This window comes from Exiguobacterium sp. SL-10 (genome assembly GCF_004337025.1).
Lineage (GTDB): Bacteria > Bacillota > Bacilli > Exiguobacteriales > Exiguobacteriaceae > Exiguobacterium.
Window position 1 is genome coordinate 37,964 of the sequence record NZ_SJUP01000004.1, and the last position, 13,497, is coordinate 51,460.

At 51.1% G+C, this 13,497-nt stretch carries 17 protein-coding genes; 2 read left to right on the top strand and 15 right to left on the bottom strand.

All coding sequences use genetic code 11. The features are described 5' to 3' along the window. Window positions 1-48 precede the first annotated feature (48 nt). On the top strand, window positions 49-474 hold the full coding sequence (locus tag EVJ33_RS06080; protein WP_131435399.1) for a hypothetical protein: 426 nt from the start codon (window positions 49-51) through the stop codon (window positions 472-474). A gap of 38 nt (window positions 475-512) precedes the next feature. Here EVJ33_RS06080 and EVJ33_RS06085 read toward each other — a convergent pair whose 3' ends face one another. The 3 genes from EVJ33_RS06085 to EVJ33_RS06095 all read right to left on the bottom strand — a co-directional run bounded on the left by EVJ33_RS06085 (window position 513) and on the right by EVJ33_RS06095 (window position 2,237). After that, complete coding sequence (locus tag EVJ33_RS06085; RefSeq protein WP_131435401.1) at window positions 513-1,001, bottom strand: SMI1/KNR4 family protein; 489 nt, start codon at window positions 999-1,001, stop codon at window positions 513-515. Window positions 1,002-1,050: 49 nt separating this feature from the next. Further along, window positions 1,051-1,650 carry a helix-turn-helix domain-containing protein gene (locus EVJ33_RS06090; protein WP_131435403.1) on the bottom strand — a complete coding sequence of 200 codons (600 nt, stop codon included), beginning with the start codon at window positions 1,648-1,650 and terminating at the stop codon, window positions 1,051-1,053. Between the two features lie 86 nt (window positions 1,651-1,736). Beyond that, the gene (locus EVJ33_RS06095; protein ID WP_029594982.1) at window positions 1,737-2,237 is read right to left on the bottom strand and encodes a PTS sugar transporter subunit IIA; all 501 of its coding nucleotides are present in this window, start codon (window positions 2,235-2,237) and stop codon (window positions 1,737-1,739) included. A gap of 206 nt (window positions 2,238-2,443) precedes the next feature. Between EVJ33_RS06095 and EVJ33_RS06100 the strand changes: the two genes are divergently transcribed. Then, a complete protein-coding gene (locus EVJ33_RS06100) occupies window positions 2,444-4,138 on the top strand; it encodes a M3 family oligoendopeptidase (protein ID WP_131435405.1) in 1,695 nt (564 codons plus the stop codon). Window positions 4,139-4,186: 48 nt separating this feature from the next. On the opposite strand, the gene EVJ33_RS06105 is transcribed toward EVJ33_RS06100, so the two are convergent. The 12 genes from EVJ33_RS06105 to EVJ33_RS06160 all read right to left on the bottom strand — a co-directional run bounded on the left by EVJ33_RS06105 (window position 4,187) and on the right by EVJ33_RS06160 (window position 13,454). Continuing rightward, the gene (locus EVJ33_RS06105; protein WP_131435407.1) at window positions 4,187-5,077 is read right to left on the bottom strand and encodes an aldo/keto reductase; all 891 of its coding nucleotides are present in this window, start codon (window positions 5,075-5,077) and stop codon (window positions 4,187-4,189) included. Further along, window positions 5,074-5,577 carry a cupin domain-containing protein gene (locus EVJ33_RS06110; RefSeq protein ID WP_131435410.1) on the bottom strand — a complete coding sequence of 168 codons (504 nt, stop codon included), beginning with the start codon at window positions 5,575-5,577 and terminating at the stop codon, window positions 5,074-5,076. Before EVJ33_RS06110 ends, EVJ33_RS06105 begins: the two co-directional genes overlap by 4 nt. Before the next feature lie 276 nt (window positions 5,578-5,853). Next, window positions 5,854-6,249, bottom strand: a complete 396-nt coding sequence (locus EVJ33_RS06115) for a DUF2251 domain-containing protein (RefSeq protein WP_131435412.1) — start codon at window positions 6,247-6,249, stop codon at window positions 5,854-5,856. 69 nt (window positions 6,250-6,318) lie between these two features. Then, window positions 6,319-6,747 (bottom strand): CBS domain-containing protein, encoded by a 429-nt coding sequence (locus EVJ33_RS06120; protein ID WP_021066516.1) that lies wholly within the window; start codon window positions 6,745-6,747, stop codon window positions 6,319-6,321. Window positions 6,748-7,152: 405 nt separating this feature from the next. Then, window positions 7,153-7,953 carry an alpha/beta fold hydrolase gene (locus EVJ33_RS06125; RefSeq protein WP_131435413.1) on the bottom strand — a complete coding sequence of 267 codons (801 nt, stop codon included), beginning with the start codon at window positions 7,951-7,953 and terminating at the stop codon, window positions 7,153-7,155. 86 nt (window positions 7,954-8,039) lie between these two features. Then, on the bottom strand, window positions 8,040-9,152 hold the full coding sequence (locus tag EVJ33_RS06130) for a M14 family metallopeptidase (protein ID WP_131435415.1): 1,113 nt from the start codon (window positions 9,150-9,152) through the stop codon (window positions 8,040-8,042). Between the two features lie 88 nt (window positions 9,153-9,240). Continuing rightward, complete coding sequence (locus tag EVJ33_RS06135; protein ID WP_131435417.1) at window positions 9,241-9,642, bottom strand: hypothetical protein; 402 nt, start codon at window positions 9,640-9,642, stop codon at window positions 9,241-9,243. Between the two features lie 110 nt (window positions 9,643-9,752). Further along, window positions 9,753-10,223 carry a flavodoxin family protein gene (locus EVJ33_RS06140; protein WP_131435419.1) on the bottom strand — a complete coding sequence of 157 codons (471 nt, stop codon included), beginning with the start codon at window positions 10,221-10,223 and terminating at the stop codon, window positions 9,753-9,755. A 78-nt stretch (window positions 10,224-10,301) separates the two neighbouring features. After that, the gene (locus EVJ33_RS06145; protein ID WP_131435421.1) at window positions 10,302-11,210 is read right to left on the bottom strand and encodes an SWIM zinc finger family protein; all 909 of its coding nucleotides are present in this window, start codon (window positions 11,208-11,210) and stop codon (window positions 10,302-10,304) included. Further along, a complete protein-coding gene (locus EVJ33_RS06150) occupies window positions 11,207-11,629 on the bottom strand; it encodes a hypothetical protein (RefSeq protein ID WP_131435423.1) in 423 nt (140 codons plus the stop codon). Before EVJ33_RS06150 ends, EVJ33_RS06145 begins: the two co-directional genes overlap by 4 nt. Next, window positions 11,626-12,276 carry an SIMPL domain-containing protein gene (locus EVJ33_RS06155; protein WP_131435425.1) on the bottom strand — a complete coding sequence of 217 codons (651 nt, stop codon included), beginning with the start codon at window positions 12,274-12,276 and terminating at the stop codon, window positions 11,626-11,628. Before EVJ33_RS06155 ends, EVJ33_RS06150 begins: the two co-directional genes overlap by 4 nt. Before the next feature lie 47 nt (window positions 12,277-12,323). Continuing rightward, window positions 12,324-13,454: a Fic family protein gene (locus tag EVJ33_RS06160; protein ID WP_161566903.1), complete on the bottom strand. Its 1,131-nt coding sequence runs from the start codon at window positions 13,452-13,454 to the stop codon at window positions 12,324-12,326. Between the last annotated feature and the right edge of the window lie 43 nt (window positions 13,455-13,497).

The window sequence follows — 13,497 nt, forward strand, 5'->3', positions numbered from 1 at the left end:
CGTTTTCGTATACTCTAAAGAATGTGCAAAATGAGGAGGAAACGAACAATGCGCTCACGATCACTCGCGGCTTTAATCTTTACTTTCATGACGACGCTCACGACGTTCATCTGTTATACCGTCTTCTTGGACGCTGATGCGCTGTGGCAAATCTTGCTCGCATACGCGGGAAGCACGTTCCTCGGGACGCTCGCTTTTTGGTATCCGGTCAGCCGACGGCAGGAGACGTCGCGGTTCGGCGGCGCGTGGATCGGCATCTTGATCACAGCGACGACGCTCATCGGATTCACCGCAATCCGCTTCACCGTTCGTGGTGACGCCGCGTCCTTACTCGACTGGCAGACGATGCTCGCAAGCCTCGCCTATACGTTCGGTTACGTCGGGTGGGTGCTCACGATTCTCAATATCGTGCTCGGCTTCCTACTTGCCGGGACACGACCGAAAGTACGTTACGACGCGCGCATGTCGCGTTGAACGACAGAACGGCCACCCATTTGGGCGGCCGTTCTTTTTTAGCCACGAAACCAATCCCAGAACGCGGCTCCTTGTGCCACGATCACGTAATCCAACCATTGTGAAAAGGTGAACGGCAAGCGGTTCAATTTAGCGTCTTCTTCATCAAAACTCAAAAACTCTCCAACCCACACCCGATTGTCCGTCTCACTTATGTATTCGCAAACAATCCATTCTCCGTCACGACCAACCCCTATCGGTAGAAAAGAAACAGGACAGTCCCAAAGTTGTCGGTAGTCAAGAATCTCATCGACCGAAAATAGCTCAATCCCTCCGCCGTACTCCGGGTCCTCGAACAGTTTTATTCCGTTATGTTCAGCTAATAAGGAACGGACCGCTACCGGCATTTCTTTCGGCAACCGCTCCAACTCCGTCACAGTAGCTGGACGATTGAAAGAGAACGTTAATTGGTTCACATATCCTTCTTCTAACTGGACGTCCAACCGGTTGTTCACTAACCGTCGCTTCAATGCTTGAATCGCAATCATGATTGTCTTCCTTTCATCCATAGCAAAAAACCGTGGTCGCCCACGGCCTTCACTGCAATTTATACGATTTATCGACAATCCCGAACTCCGTGTATTGGAACGAGTTGTCGACGAACTGATCCGGCACGAGTTGCTCGATATAGCGAGCGAACGGGACAATCCGATGCGTCGGTTCGTGCGACCGACCGAGGTCGAGCACAGCATCGACGAGCGCCTCGAGCGCATGATGAGACGTCGGTTCTTCATCTTCGGCGAAGATGCGACGAAGTTCTTCTTCGTGCATCAGGTCAAAGATGCGCATGCGTGCCTCGAGCTGCCGCTGCATGTCCTCGGTCGACTTGCCGTGCATCGCCTCTTCGTAGGCGAGTTTCATCTGCTCGAGCTCCGGGACTGTCCCTTTCATGAGTACTTTGAGCGACTCGCCCGTCCAAATATGGCGGGCCAAATAGTTCGCGTCAATCTTGAGCGCCTCGGCGAGCACCTCTATGTAAGGCATCGTCGGGTAGACTTCACTCAGTTCGGTGCGGCGAATAAAGTACGGCGCGACGCCAATACGGTCGGCGAGTGCCTCGACCGAGATACCAGCCCGCTCACGTAAAATTCGAATCCGATCCCCATACCCCCGATACGGTGCGTTTTTTCCATCCATGTGTCTCTCCCCCTCTCTTTTTAGTATAGTTCCCGAATCCAAAAAAAAATACTCGGAAGCGTATGCCTCCGAGTAAAATGTTCAACTTATTTTTTCGTCAACTCGACGACTTCAGAAGAACCGGCTGTGACCGTGTCACCTTCAGCAACGAGTTTGTTCACACCGAAGCTGTCGTGGTTCGTGATGATCACCGGTGTGATCGTCGACGGCGCGTTCGCTTTGATGAAGTCGAGGTCGAATGTGACGAGCGTATCGCCTGCTTTGACAGCTTGTCCTTCTGTCACGTGCGTTTCGAAGCCTTCACCTTTAAGATTGACCGTGTCGAGACCGATGTGAATCAAGTACTCTGCACCGTTGTCTGCATTGATCCCAATCGCGTGTTTCGTCGGGAAGACTGTCGCGATTGTACCGTTGACCGGCGAGACGACTTTGCCGTCTGTTGGTTCGACGGCGATGCCGTCACCCATCATTTTTTGCGAGAACACTTGGTCAGGAACGTTCGTGATGTCAATGACCTTCCCTGTAAGCGGTGAAACCGCGTTAAGTTGTTCTTCTTTACCACCAAATAGTTTTTTAAAGAATCCCATAGCTTAATCCCTCCAACATGTTCTGTTAATCAAAGTCTTAGCTTTTATACCCGAAAAGCTTCCTCTTCAATCCCTACCCTAGAAACGGTATAGTTGTAATAAGGTAGTGCGAATTCGTTTACACATCGTAAGAATACGAGTGTGCAATCGCTTTTGCAAGCCCTTTTTACACTTTATAAAAATTTCACATGATGGAGGCGCTTACAATGACGACTTTCACAAAATTGTCATATGAACGGCCCGACTTGGACGCTTTGAACAGCCGATTGTCGGACTATTCAGTCGAATTGCAACAAGCAAGCACACTCGAAGAGGCGAACGAATTGATTCGCCAAATCAACCAGGAACGGAACGCGTTTGAGACGCAAAGTCAACTCGTCGCGATTCGCCACTCGATCGACACGCGTGATGCGTTTTACGAGGCCGAGCAGACGTTCTTCGACGATGCGTTACCGGTTTACGAAAAAGAGGTCCAAGCATATTATCGCGTTTTGACCGAGCACGACTTACGGAGCCAACTCGAACAGGAATGGGGCAGCCAGTTGTTCGAACTCGCGGAGCGCGCGCTCAAGACTTTCGAGGAATCGCTCATCCCGAAACTGCAGGAAGAGAACCGATTGGCGACCGCTTATCAGAAAGTCATGTCGGCGGCCCAAATCGAATTCGATGGCAAGACGCTCAACTTGTCCCAGTTCGGACCGTATTTACAATCTCCTGACCGTTCGGTACGAAAAGCGGCGTCCGAGGCCCGTTATACATATCTCGCCGACAACGGGGATGAACTCGACCGCATCTACGGCGAACTCGTCCGCGTCCGGACCGACATCGCGCACGCGCTCGGCTTCCCCTCGTTCGTCGAGCTCGGGTACGCCCGGATGCAACGTGTCGGCTATGACGAGTCGAACGTCGACAACTTCCGCAAACAAGTGCGTGACGTCATCGTCCCACTCGCGACGACGTTAAAAGAGAAGCAAGCGAAACGGATCGACGTCGATACGCTCACGTACTATGATGAGTCGTTCGTCTTCCCGGACGGCAACGCGACGCCACAGGGCGACGAGACGTTTATCATCGAAGGCGGCAACACGATGTACCGGGAACTCTCGAACGAGACGGACGAGTTTTTCCAGTTCATGCAACAACGCGGCGCTCTCGATTTGACGGCGAAGCCAGGCAAGGCCGGCGGCGGCTACTGCACGTACCTCCCGTCAGAAGGTCTGCCGTTCATCTTCTCCAACTTCAACGGGACGGCCGGCGATATCGACGTGCTCACGCACGAGGTCGGTCACGCCTTCCAAGTATACGAGAGCCGTCATTTGACGACACCGGAATACGCGTTCCCGACGTACGAGGCATGTGAGATCCACTCGATGTCGATGGAGTTCTTCTGCTGGCCGTGGATGGAGCTGTTCTTCGGTGACCAAGTCGACAAGTACAAGTTCAACCATTTGGCAGGAAGCATCACGTTCTTGCCGTACGGCGTCCTCGTCGATGAGTTCCAGCATGTCGTCTACCGCAACCCTAACATGACGGTCGCAGAGCGTCGGCAGGCATGGCGCGACCTCGAGAAAGTGTATCTCCCGCACCGTGGCTACGAGACGAATGATTATCTTGAGTCGGGCGCATGGTGGCACCAACAAGGACACATCTTCCAGAGCCCGTTCTACTATATCGACTACACGCTCGCGCAAGTGTGTGCCTTCCAATTCTGGGTGCGCATGCATGAGGACCGTGAAGCGGCGTGGAGCGATTACCTCACGCTCTGCCAAGCCGGCGGCAGCCGCTCGTTCCTCGAGCTCGTCGAACTGGCCGGACTCAAGTCGCCGTTCGAGGACGGCGTGTTGAAACAGACGATCGGACAGATTGAAGACTATCTCTTGAAACATCCGCTCGCGAATTGAACAAATGAAACAGGTGAGCCCCATCGAATGGGACTCACCTGTTTTGCATCAAATCACATCTAATGGTTTTTTCTCGCTCGGCGGTGGGAATGCTTCGTCGAGCGCGTTAAAGTCGTCCTCGGTCAGGTTGAGGAGAAGCGCCGCGCCATTTTCTTCGACGTGTGCTTTCTGTCCCGCTTTCGGGATGGCGATGACGTTTCCGTTCCGCACCGTCCACGTCAGTAAGATTTGGGCCGGTGTCGCATTGTACGCCTCAGCAATCCGGTTCAACGTCTCATCATTGAACACTTTCTCTTTCACGTCGCTACCTTCGGCTAGCGGAGCGTAAGCCATCATCGGAATGCCGTGTTCCTGTAAGAACGGCAACAAGTCATATTCGACGCCGCGGCTGCCGAGATGATAGAGCACTTGGTTGACCGCACAATGCTTTCCGTTCGGCAAGGCGAGCAGTTCTTTCATGTCGTCGACGTCAAAATTCGAGACACCCCACGCCCGGATTTTTCCGTCCGCCTTCAATTGCTCCAGCCCGTCGACCGTCTCCTCGAGCGGGATGTTCCCACGCCAATGGAGGAGATACAAGTCGAGATAATCCGTACCGAGCCGTTCGAGCGTGGCGTCACACGCCTGGACGAGCTTGTCGCCCCCGGCGTTATGCGGATACACTTTCGAGACGAGGAACACGTCCTCTCGTCGGTCTTGGATCGCTTCGCCGACGAGCGACTCTGATTTCCCTTCTCCGTACATCTCGGCCGTATCGATGACGTGCAACCCGCAGTCGAGTCCCGTCCGGAGCGCCTCGATTTCGGCTTCCCGTTTCGATTCGTCTTCTCCCATGCGCCACGTGCCTTGCCCGAGGGCCCTCATCTCACGCCCGTCCGGCAATTCAGCCACATGTTGTTTCAATGCTGCCAAAATTAATGTGTGTGGAATGCGGTTCATATTGTTTCCTCCTTCGTCCATTGTTCATGTAACGGCCCGGTCGTCCCAAAGACAGGATCGGTCGCCGGTTTATCGACTCGTTCGATGCGCAGTACACTGTCGGGCCGTTCTTCCGGTTTTCCCGTCAACGTGTCATAGTCGCGTCCTTCCGGATACGCGCCGACAATTTCAAAGTCGTCACTCGCCTCGAGTCGGCGATGTCCGGTCCCGGCCGGTAAAATCAAGACATCCCCCGCCTGAATTAAGACGAGGTCCCCGGTCGCACCGCCAAGCTGAACGGTCGCCCGCCCTGACTTCACACCGAGCACTTCATGCGTGTTGCTGTGGTAGTGGTGGTAATCGAACACGCCGTTGACCCAGCTATTCCCCCAGTCGTTATGTTCGAACGTCGTCTGTATCCCGTCCGTCTCATCGAACACGCCGCGATATAACAACACCGGGAAATCCGGATTGTTCGGGATCGAACCGTCGTCTTCAAATCGATATGTCAACACATCCATTGTTGTCCCCTCCTTTGTCTCTTGTGACTGTACCCGACATGAGGCAACAAAAAACGGCCGCACAAGATTGTGCGACCGATTCATGAGGAGATGATGCTCAAGTCATACCTAGCCTCTTCTCAAAGAGATTCACGACCCAAAGAAGGATTCCGACATAAATCGGGAGGCCGATGATCAATGTCGTGAGGTTTTTCGGAACAAACGTATTGTAGCCATATAAGAGCGCTATGGCCAAGATGATAACGGCCAAATATTTTACTAAGCTTTTCATGAACGTCAGCTCTCCACGCTCAACTGCAACACTTCACCCTCTGACACCGGAATGCCTTCTTCCCACAGTTCAATCGGGAGCGAGACGATGGCGTTATGCTCACGCGGTGCGGTGAGTTTTCGCTTCGTGTTCAGGTCCAACAGCCCCCAGCATTCTCCATCCACGATGAATGCGACTTTAGATGAATCGTCGTCCCAGGCAAATCCGACTTCTTCACACGCTTCAATCGGCGGTGCGATTTGGTCGTAAATCCAAAGCGCGTCCGCGACGCCTTCCATCTCCCCTGAAGAATTCAGTGGACAAAAATAAACGTACCCCGTGTCCCCATCATCCTCAAATACACAGACGTAGCGTTCATTTGGTGAGACCGACTCAATCACAAACGTTTCTTCTTCATTCATGTTCAGTTCCCCTTTCTATTTTTACGTGAACGATATGAAAGCCAAGTCATAGCGACTTGGCTTTCAAGTTTAGTTCACTTTATTCTCGAGCTGTTGCAACTTCGTCGAGTAATACTCGATGATGTCGCGACGCCGGATGATGCCGATGAAATACTTCCCGTCATCGACGACCGGCACGAAGTTTTGATCTGTGATCGCATCGACGAGCTCTTCGATTTGAGCCGTGATGGCGACCGGCTTATACCGGACGCGTTGCTTAATGTCTTTCAGGCGTGTCCGGAGCACTTTTTCGTAGTCTTCTTCCCCGCGAAGCTGTTCGGCGAGTGCCCAAAGTAAATCCCCTTCTGTCATCGTCCCGGCGTAAAAGCCGTTTTCAGAGACGAGCGGCACCGATGTGAAACGATGATGTTTCATCTTCTCGAGCGCTTGCCGCACTGTCGATTCCGGGTCTAAATATTTGACGTCTTCTTTCGGATATAAAAAGAAAGCGATATTCATGTACAATCTCTCCTCAATCTAAAAATCCACCTCTTCATTGTACCATGTATTAGTGTTTAGTCAGCACAAATTGACCATGTCAATATCATTCATTCTAGCAAAAAGAGGCTCATTCCTTTTTTCTTATGAAGCGTTTCCAGATGAGTTGATCGAATCACGTGTGAACACACAAACAGGCACGGTCCCGAGCGGCTTTTCCATAGCCATCCTTGACCGTGTGGCGAACAACAACATCTCTATGCCGATATATCGGCATCCGGCAAACTCGTTCAATCTCAACTCGAACAACATGCTTCATTTTAGCTATACCCGTGTACAAGTCATTCTAGCCCCACAAATCTAAGAAACGTATTTTGGGTGGGCACAAAAAAACAAGCCTAGGAAATCCCTAGACTTGTCACATGTTTAGATAAATCCAAGCAACGTCTTGTTGAACTTGTCCATCTCATCGAGGACGGTACCGTGACCGCTCTCCTCAAACCGCTCGATACGAGAGTTCGGGATCCCTTTTTCCATCTCGAGCGCGAACTCAAACGGACAAATCTTGTCGTGTACGCCATGGATGATGAGTGTCTCGACGTTGACTTTCGGTAAGTCCTCTCGAAGATCCTCATCACGGAGTGCTTTCGCCGAAGCGATTGTCCCGTGGCTCGACGCGACGAGCGAAAGATGATGGAACCAGTTTTGCATCGGCTTCGAATGTTCTTTCTCGAAGAAAATCTCACCGAATCCTTCGAGCATCTTCGGCCGATCGTTCAATGTGTCTTCAATCAACGCATCGACCTCGGCTTGTGTCATCCCGTACGGATAGTCCGGACGTTGCGTGAACACCGGTGCCGCGGCGCCTGAAAGGACGAGCTTCTTCAACCCGTCATCCGGGAAGTCGACCGCGTAACGGATGGCGATTGCCCCGCCCATCGAGAAACCGACGAGCGTGAAGTCTTTGACGCCGAGCCCGTTGACGACCATGTGCACGTCAGACGCCATCGTCGCATAGTCATAACCCGTCGCCGGCGCATCCGACTTGCCGTAGCCGCGGTAGTCAATCCCCACGTAGCGATAGCCTGCTTCGAGCAACGCATTCTTTTGATACTCGAACATGTTGTTGTTCGCTGGCCAGCCGTGCAAGAAGACGACGGCGTCCCCTGTCCCGACATCTTCTACAAAAATATTCGTTCCATCATGTGCTGTAATATAGTTCCCCATTGGTCAAAACCCCCAGTTGGATTGTTGAGCGGCGTTCGTGTTTGCCCACAACCCACTTTTTCCCGTTTGACCAAAGTAGAAACCTATCAACTGTGGCGCCAAAGCGATTCGCCTTTCAACACGTGCTCAATCGCGCCCGCACCTTCGCGTAACACGGACGTCCGCCACGACTCATCATCCGGATAGAACATGGCCATGAACTCTTTTCGAATGCTGTTCCTGGCTTCCGGGTCTTTCGTCCCTTCGAAGTAGAGCCGGTTCTCAAGGATGATTGTCAAAAACTCACGAATCGTCGCTTTCGTCGACGTCCCGAACGTCCCGAATTCGAACAACGCCGAGACGAGTTTTTTCTCTGGATGATGCGTGTCCCGCACATAATAGAAATGGTTCGTCGAGTCCCCGAGGACGTCGGTCGGGTCGTACGTCTGAATATTCTTCAACTCATATACCTGCTTTAACTCGTCGACGTCACGCCCGTCCCGTTCACTGATGACCATCGTCACTTCGTTCGTCGGGCCGAGCGCCGTGTGCCAATCCATATGGACGACGCGGTCATAGCGCTCAAGCAAATCGTGTTGCACCTCTTTCAAAAAGATGGCGGACGGCTCATCCGACTCGCCGCCATAATAGACGCCTTTCGGGAACTGATATTGCCCCATCCCCTTCGCCTCGGTCATCGCGTCAAACCCGTCGAGCTTGATACCAGAACCGAGGAACGAGTAGATGTGTTCGCGCGCCTCGTGATAGTCATCGATGACGCCGTCCGGGACGAACAAGTGACGCATGACTTCATACTCTTTATTGACGTTACGCGGGAGTGATTCACGATCGATGACGTAGTTCCGGTTCAAGTCGACGTTATGCTCATTGACGCGACGGAAATGCTTCATCCCCCACGGATTGACCGCATGGATGAGACAAATCCCCGTCGACTCGTGTCGAAGATTTTTGAGCTGCGTCTCGACGAACTGATGCGTCACGGCGGCACCGGCGTACCCTTCGATACCGTGCTCGCCGATTGTCATGAGAAGCACCGCCTCGCGTGACCCCGCCGGTTCACCGATGATCAAGTCGATCGTATCCTCGCCAATCGAGTGGGACATCACGCGGGCCGTCGGATAATAGGGTTTGACGCGGTCGAGCAGGGCGAGAAACTTTTCACGCGACTCCTCGTACGATGATGAAAAATAATGACTCATGGTGATTCCCTCCATTCTTGTGTTCTGTACCCCATTCCCATTCCTGGCCAGACTAAAAACGCCTCCATGACGGAGACGTTTTCTAACTTTAGTGGGCCCCGGCTTTCGTCCCGCGGTTTTGACGCCGGAACTCGAACAAGTAGACGAGCGGAGCGAGCAGGACCGCCCCAAACATCCAATACGCACCCGGGCTCACAAACAACGTCTCGAACGCTCGAAAGAACCAGGCGACGAGCGAGAAAGCAACGACGAGTTCGGCCGTCCAGATGGCCGAACGGCGAACAGCCAACGTGAGTGCATTTGTTTTCTGGAAGAGGGCCGCAATAAAGGCGATTAAAAAGGCTGGGAAACTACTGAGCCAAAGCATCCGATTCAATGTCGACTCAGCGAAATACGTGTTGCCGAGCGACACCGTGATGAGATAGTGCGCGACGAGCACCAACAAGACGACGATCCAACCGATGAGGACGTCACGTTCCCATTTTTTCATCGTTCTCCCTCCGTTCCACGCAAAAGAGCTACCTTTATATTTACCCGTTTTACGAACGCTTCGGACAATTCCGCGTCAAAAAAGACACGTCCTGTAAGGAACGCGCCAGATTATTTGTCCATCAAGTGACGACCCCATTCGGTCGCCCGCTCGAGCTCTCCGTCTTTGAGTGGTCCTTCTTTATCAAGGACGATGAATGATTCTTTCAGCACCGGTTCCGCTCCTTTATCCAATAAGAGCTGCTCGATCCGGGTCGAGGCGTGGCCGAACCATTTGACGATTTTCCCGACGAAAAAGCCTTGATCTTCTTCGGCCATACTCGTATCGAAGGCTACAGCTCGCGTACCACGCAGTGCATGGTCCGATAAGCCATCGAGAAACGTCTTCACGTCCTCGGTCTCGCGTCCGCCGTGCGTCGGCGACCCAACGATGAACAAATCGAGATTGGCGAGGTCGCCGTACCCGACATGGCTGATTTGCATGATGTCAACTTGGTGCAAGTCGTTGAACCCGTCCTTGATGGCATATGCGATTTTTTCGGTGCATCCGTACATCGAGTCAAAGATGATGAGGATTTTCATGTCTGTCCCTTCTCTCTCCAAGACTGGGTGACCCCTACATGAGTCTGTTCCCTATTTCCATACTTGATTATCACCCTATCAACTTTCTTCTGTTAACACTTTCGTGAACTCGTCCAGGTGCTCCAAGTCACTAGCCTCGGCGTGCGTGTTTCTGAACCGATTGATTTGGTCGATGAGAAACGTCTTATCCCCTTCATAGATGGGGACAATCCCTTTCAACAATTGAACATGAACGTCATTGTAAACGGCCAGATGCAGTTCATGCCACATCAAAATGAAACGTTGAAGAACCATGTCTCGTTCCGCCTTCGGGATTTCCTCAATGGCTGACACCATCAAATCAGTGATCTCGTCTCGCACAGCGAACAACAGATGGATAAACGTATCACATCTCATGATTGTCGGAGTGACGATATCAAGAAATGAAATACTATTGAATAAGCGTGATATAGGATTTTCATCTGACTGAATCACATTTATTTTACGAAACAGATAACGTTTCAAGGTCTTCATTTCCTGTTGATGAATCGTGCCATTTGAAAACTTTCCGACAATTTCTCGCTCACATACTTGAACGAATGTTTCTGGATTGCTTGATGGCGGTGCGAAGTCGTGTGCCAATCGATGGTGAATATCCGAGTCATGCGCCAGCTTCAAAATCACATCGATGAGCTCGACCTTTTTCAACTTACCGAGTTCTTTTGCTAAATCAAACGGTGACCCCGGTGTAAGCCGATCGCGTAACCAATAATAAACTGCGACTTCATGTTTACACGTGCCTTGATTATAAGGGCAATCGCATGACGATTGAATCATCCACTCATTCGCACATGTAACCTCCACTCGATAAACGATACTGCCATTTACATCAAACAAGTACGTATTTCGAGTTTGTGACACTAATTCGAGGTTCCCGCTCATATAGTAACTGTAGCCACGGTCCTCGATTCGCCGTGATACATATCTTTCAAACTCGAATAGATTCATCTTGTCCTCCTAAATCGATACATGACGAAAACCACGAGGCCGAGTCCGACGAATCCATACGCCACCTTATCCAGATGGTCACGCATGCTGAACGGGGCATCATGCCGATACTCGGCCCGCTTCCATCCCGACTCGTCCTCGACCGCGAGTACATCCTCTATCGCTTCCCCGTTCACTTCTCGATAGGTCGTCCCAATCGGATACATGTTCGAGGCATCCCCGTAATAGCTGCCATCCATATCGTCGGCCATCGTCTTCACCTCGCCGACGACTTCACCCAAATCAGCCTCCAATACGGCAACATCCATCACTTCATATACTCGTCCGTCCAACACGACGAACGCATACGCCCACGATAAGGCTTGAGCCGACAAAGAGACAGACAGAAGCAGCAACACCAATCCGATGACGCGCCTCATCGAATCGCCCACACGAACGTCGCCGAGTCACTCAAGTCAATCTCGTCCGGTTCAAGTTCCGGCATCGCCGCCTCCGAGAAGAGCACCTCGTCATGAAGCGTAAGACGCGTCGGCGAATAAAGATGGAGCTCGCCCCACGTATAGTCGATTTGAAGCAAATCGCCGAGCGTCGCCCCGGCGCCCTTTGCCAACAGTTCGGCCCGATGGCGCGCGTTCGCCGCCGCACTCGCGAGCAGTTCGTCTTGAACCGCATCCGCATTTTTGATGGTGAACGAGATAGACAGCTTCGGTTCAGCTAGCGAATTGCTGACGTGTTCGATGACCGAGGACAACTGTTTCGTATCGAGCGGAAACTCGAGTTTCGTCTTCTGCTGACAGACGTAGCCTCGGAACCGAGACTTGTAATTGCCTTGTTTGTCCCGGTAGCTCTCATAGTCCGTGTCAATCGAGAAGTCGGTCGTCTTTAAATCCGTCTTCGCGAAGCCCGCCTGCTCAATCGCTTTTTGCAGCCGCGTGACGACGAGTGCCGCCCCGTTCATCGTCTCCTCATAGCGGACGGCTCTTGACGACAAATCCATTCTCACGACAATCAAATCGGGCTTGGTCGATACTTTCCCTGTACCTTTGACGGTGATCGTGCGGTCCATATGATTTCCTCCTTCATTGTTGGCGATTCAAAAACGGCACACTGCTTTTAGTTCACGAAAATGCGCAATAACGCATAATTTCGATATTTACGATTTCTCCGCTCTGTGTTCGAAGCGTATAAAAGTTCTTTTTCCACAAGTTGATGAAGTGCTTTTCGAACCGTGTTCGGTGAATAGCCTGTCATTTCGACACCTTTCGCCACCGTCAAGATTGGTTGTTCAAAGCTCGTAATCCATAGTTTACGTTCCGCTTCGTTTTCAATTAGCTGTTCACCTTCTGACAGCAAGCGATTGGCTTTATTCAATTGATCCAACAACTTTGTCGCCATTCGTTCTGAAGCATCAACGAAAAACAGTAACCATTTCCCCCAATCCGACTGGTCTCCACGAACGCCGTTGAGCAAATCGTAGTAGCGGGCTTTTTCTTTCTCAAGTTCTTCACTCACAAAGAAGATTGGGTGCGTAATCACTTTTTGCTGCAGGAGATAAAGCACAATTAGAATCCGCCCTAAACGCCCGTTCCCGTCCAAAAATGGATGGATGGATTCAAATTGAGCATGCATAATTCCTGTTTTAAGAAGTGGAGCCGCTTGTTCATTAATGATATATCCGTCTGACTTTAAGTGGTTCTGCGGTAGCAATCGTCCGTAAGAATCAGTATTGATAAATTTTTCTAAGTTCTCCATGTATTCGTTAATCAAATGAGCCTCTACCGGAATATAAGAAGCATCTTCTAATCGATTCGTCGGCCCGATAAAATTTTGAATTTTACGGAACTCACCGGCTGAACTGACTTCTCCTCGACTTCCTTTCATCAAAATCTCATGTAACTGCTTGATCAATCGCGTCGTCACCGGATAACCATTTTCGACAGATTCATACCCAAACTGCAAGGCCCTCATATAGTTCTGAATTTCGATAATATCGGAATCGTCACTTTTCTTCAGCGAAGACTCCATCATATCCGTGAACGTCACTTGTGATCCTTCGATTTTCGTTGATTCAACGGATTCTTGAAGCGATAAGAGTTGCATTAATTGCTTACTTGCTTTCGAATGTGTCAATTCAACATCGAGTTTTCCAAGTAGCGTATTCACATGCGCCAGACGTTCAAGTAATTTGATGGCTTGTGTGATTTCTATTTTGACAGGTAATTTGGTTAATCCTTGTATCGCCATGACACTCATCCTTTAAGTCATATTTATTATAATATTGACTTAA

Coding starts and splice junctions, on each gene's coding strand:
- EVJ33_RS06080 (WP_131435399.1), top strand. CDS start 49: ATGCGCTCACGATCACTCGCGGCTTTAATCTTTACTTTCATGACGACG.
- EVJ33_RS06085 (WP_131435401.1), bottom strand. CDS start 1,001: ATGATTGCGATTCAAGCATTGAAGCGACGGTTAGTGAACAACCGGTTG.
- EVJ33_RS06090 (WP_131435403.1), bottom strand. CDS start 1,650: ATGGATGGAAAAAACGCACCGTATCGGGGGTATGGGGATCGGATTCGA.
- EVJ33_RS06095 (WP_029594982.1), bottom strand. CDS start 2,237: ATGGGATTCTTTAAAAAACTATTTGGTGGTAAAGAAGAACAACTTAAC.
- EVJ33_RS06100 (WP_131435405.1), top strand. CDS start 2,444: ATGACGACTTTCACAAAATTGTCATATGAACGGCCCGACTTGGACGCT.
- EVJ33_RS06105 (WP_131435407.1), bottom strand. CDS start 5,077: ATGAACCGCATTCCACACACATTAATTTTGGCAGCATTGAAACAACAT.
- EVJ33_RS06110 (WP_131435410.1), bottom strand. CDS start 5,577: ATGGATGTGTTGACATATCGATTTGAAGACGACGGTTCGATCCCGAAC.
- EVJ33_RS06115 (WP_131435412.1), bottom strand. CDS start 6,249: ATGAATGAAGAAGAAACGTTTGTGATTGAGTCGGTCTCACCAAATGAA.
- EVJ33_RS06120 (WP_021066516.1), bottom strand. CDS start 6,747: ATGAATATCGCTTTCTTTTTATATCCGAAAGAAGACGTCAAATATTTA.
- EVJ33_RS06125 (WP_131435413.1), bottom strand. CDS start 7,953: ATGGGGAACTATATTACAGCACATGATGGAACGAATATTTTTGTAGAA.
- EVJ33_RS06130 (WP_131435415.1), bottom strand. CDS start 9,152: ATGAGTCATTATTTTTCATCATCGTACGAGGAGTCGCGTGAAAAGTTT.
- EVJ33_RS06135 (WP_131435417.1), bottom strand. CDS start 9,642: ATGAAAAAATGGGAACGTGACGTCCTCATCGGTTGGATCGTCGTCTTG.
- EVJ33_RS06140 (WP_131435419.1), bottom strand. CDS start 10,223: ATGAAAATCCTCATCATCTTTGACTCGATGTACGGATGCACCGAAAAA.
- EVJ33_RS06145 (WP_131435421.1), bottom strand. CDS start 11,210: ATGAATCTATTCGAGTTTGAAAGATATGTATCACGGCGAATCGAGGAC.
- EVJ33_RS06150 (WP_131435423.1), bottom strand. CDS start 11,629: ATGAGGCGCGTCATCGGATTGGTGTTGCTGCTTCTGTCTGTCTCTTTG.
- EVJ33_RS06155 (WP_131435425.1), bottom strand. CDS start 12,276: ATGGACCGCACGATCACCGTCAAAGGTACAGGGAAAGTATCGACCAAG.
- EVJ33_RS06160 (WP_161566903.1), bottom strand. CDS start 13,454: ATGGCGATACAAGGATTAACCAAATTACCTGTCAAAATAGAAATCACA.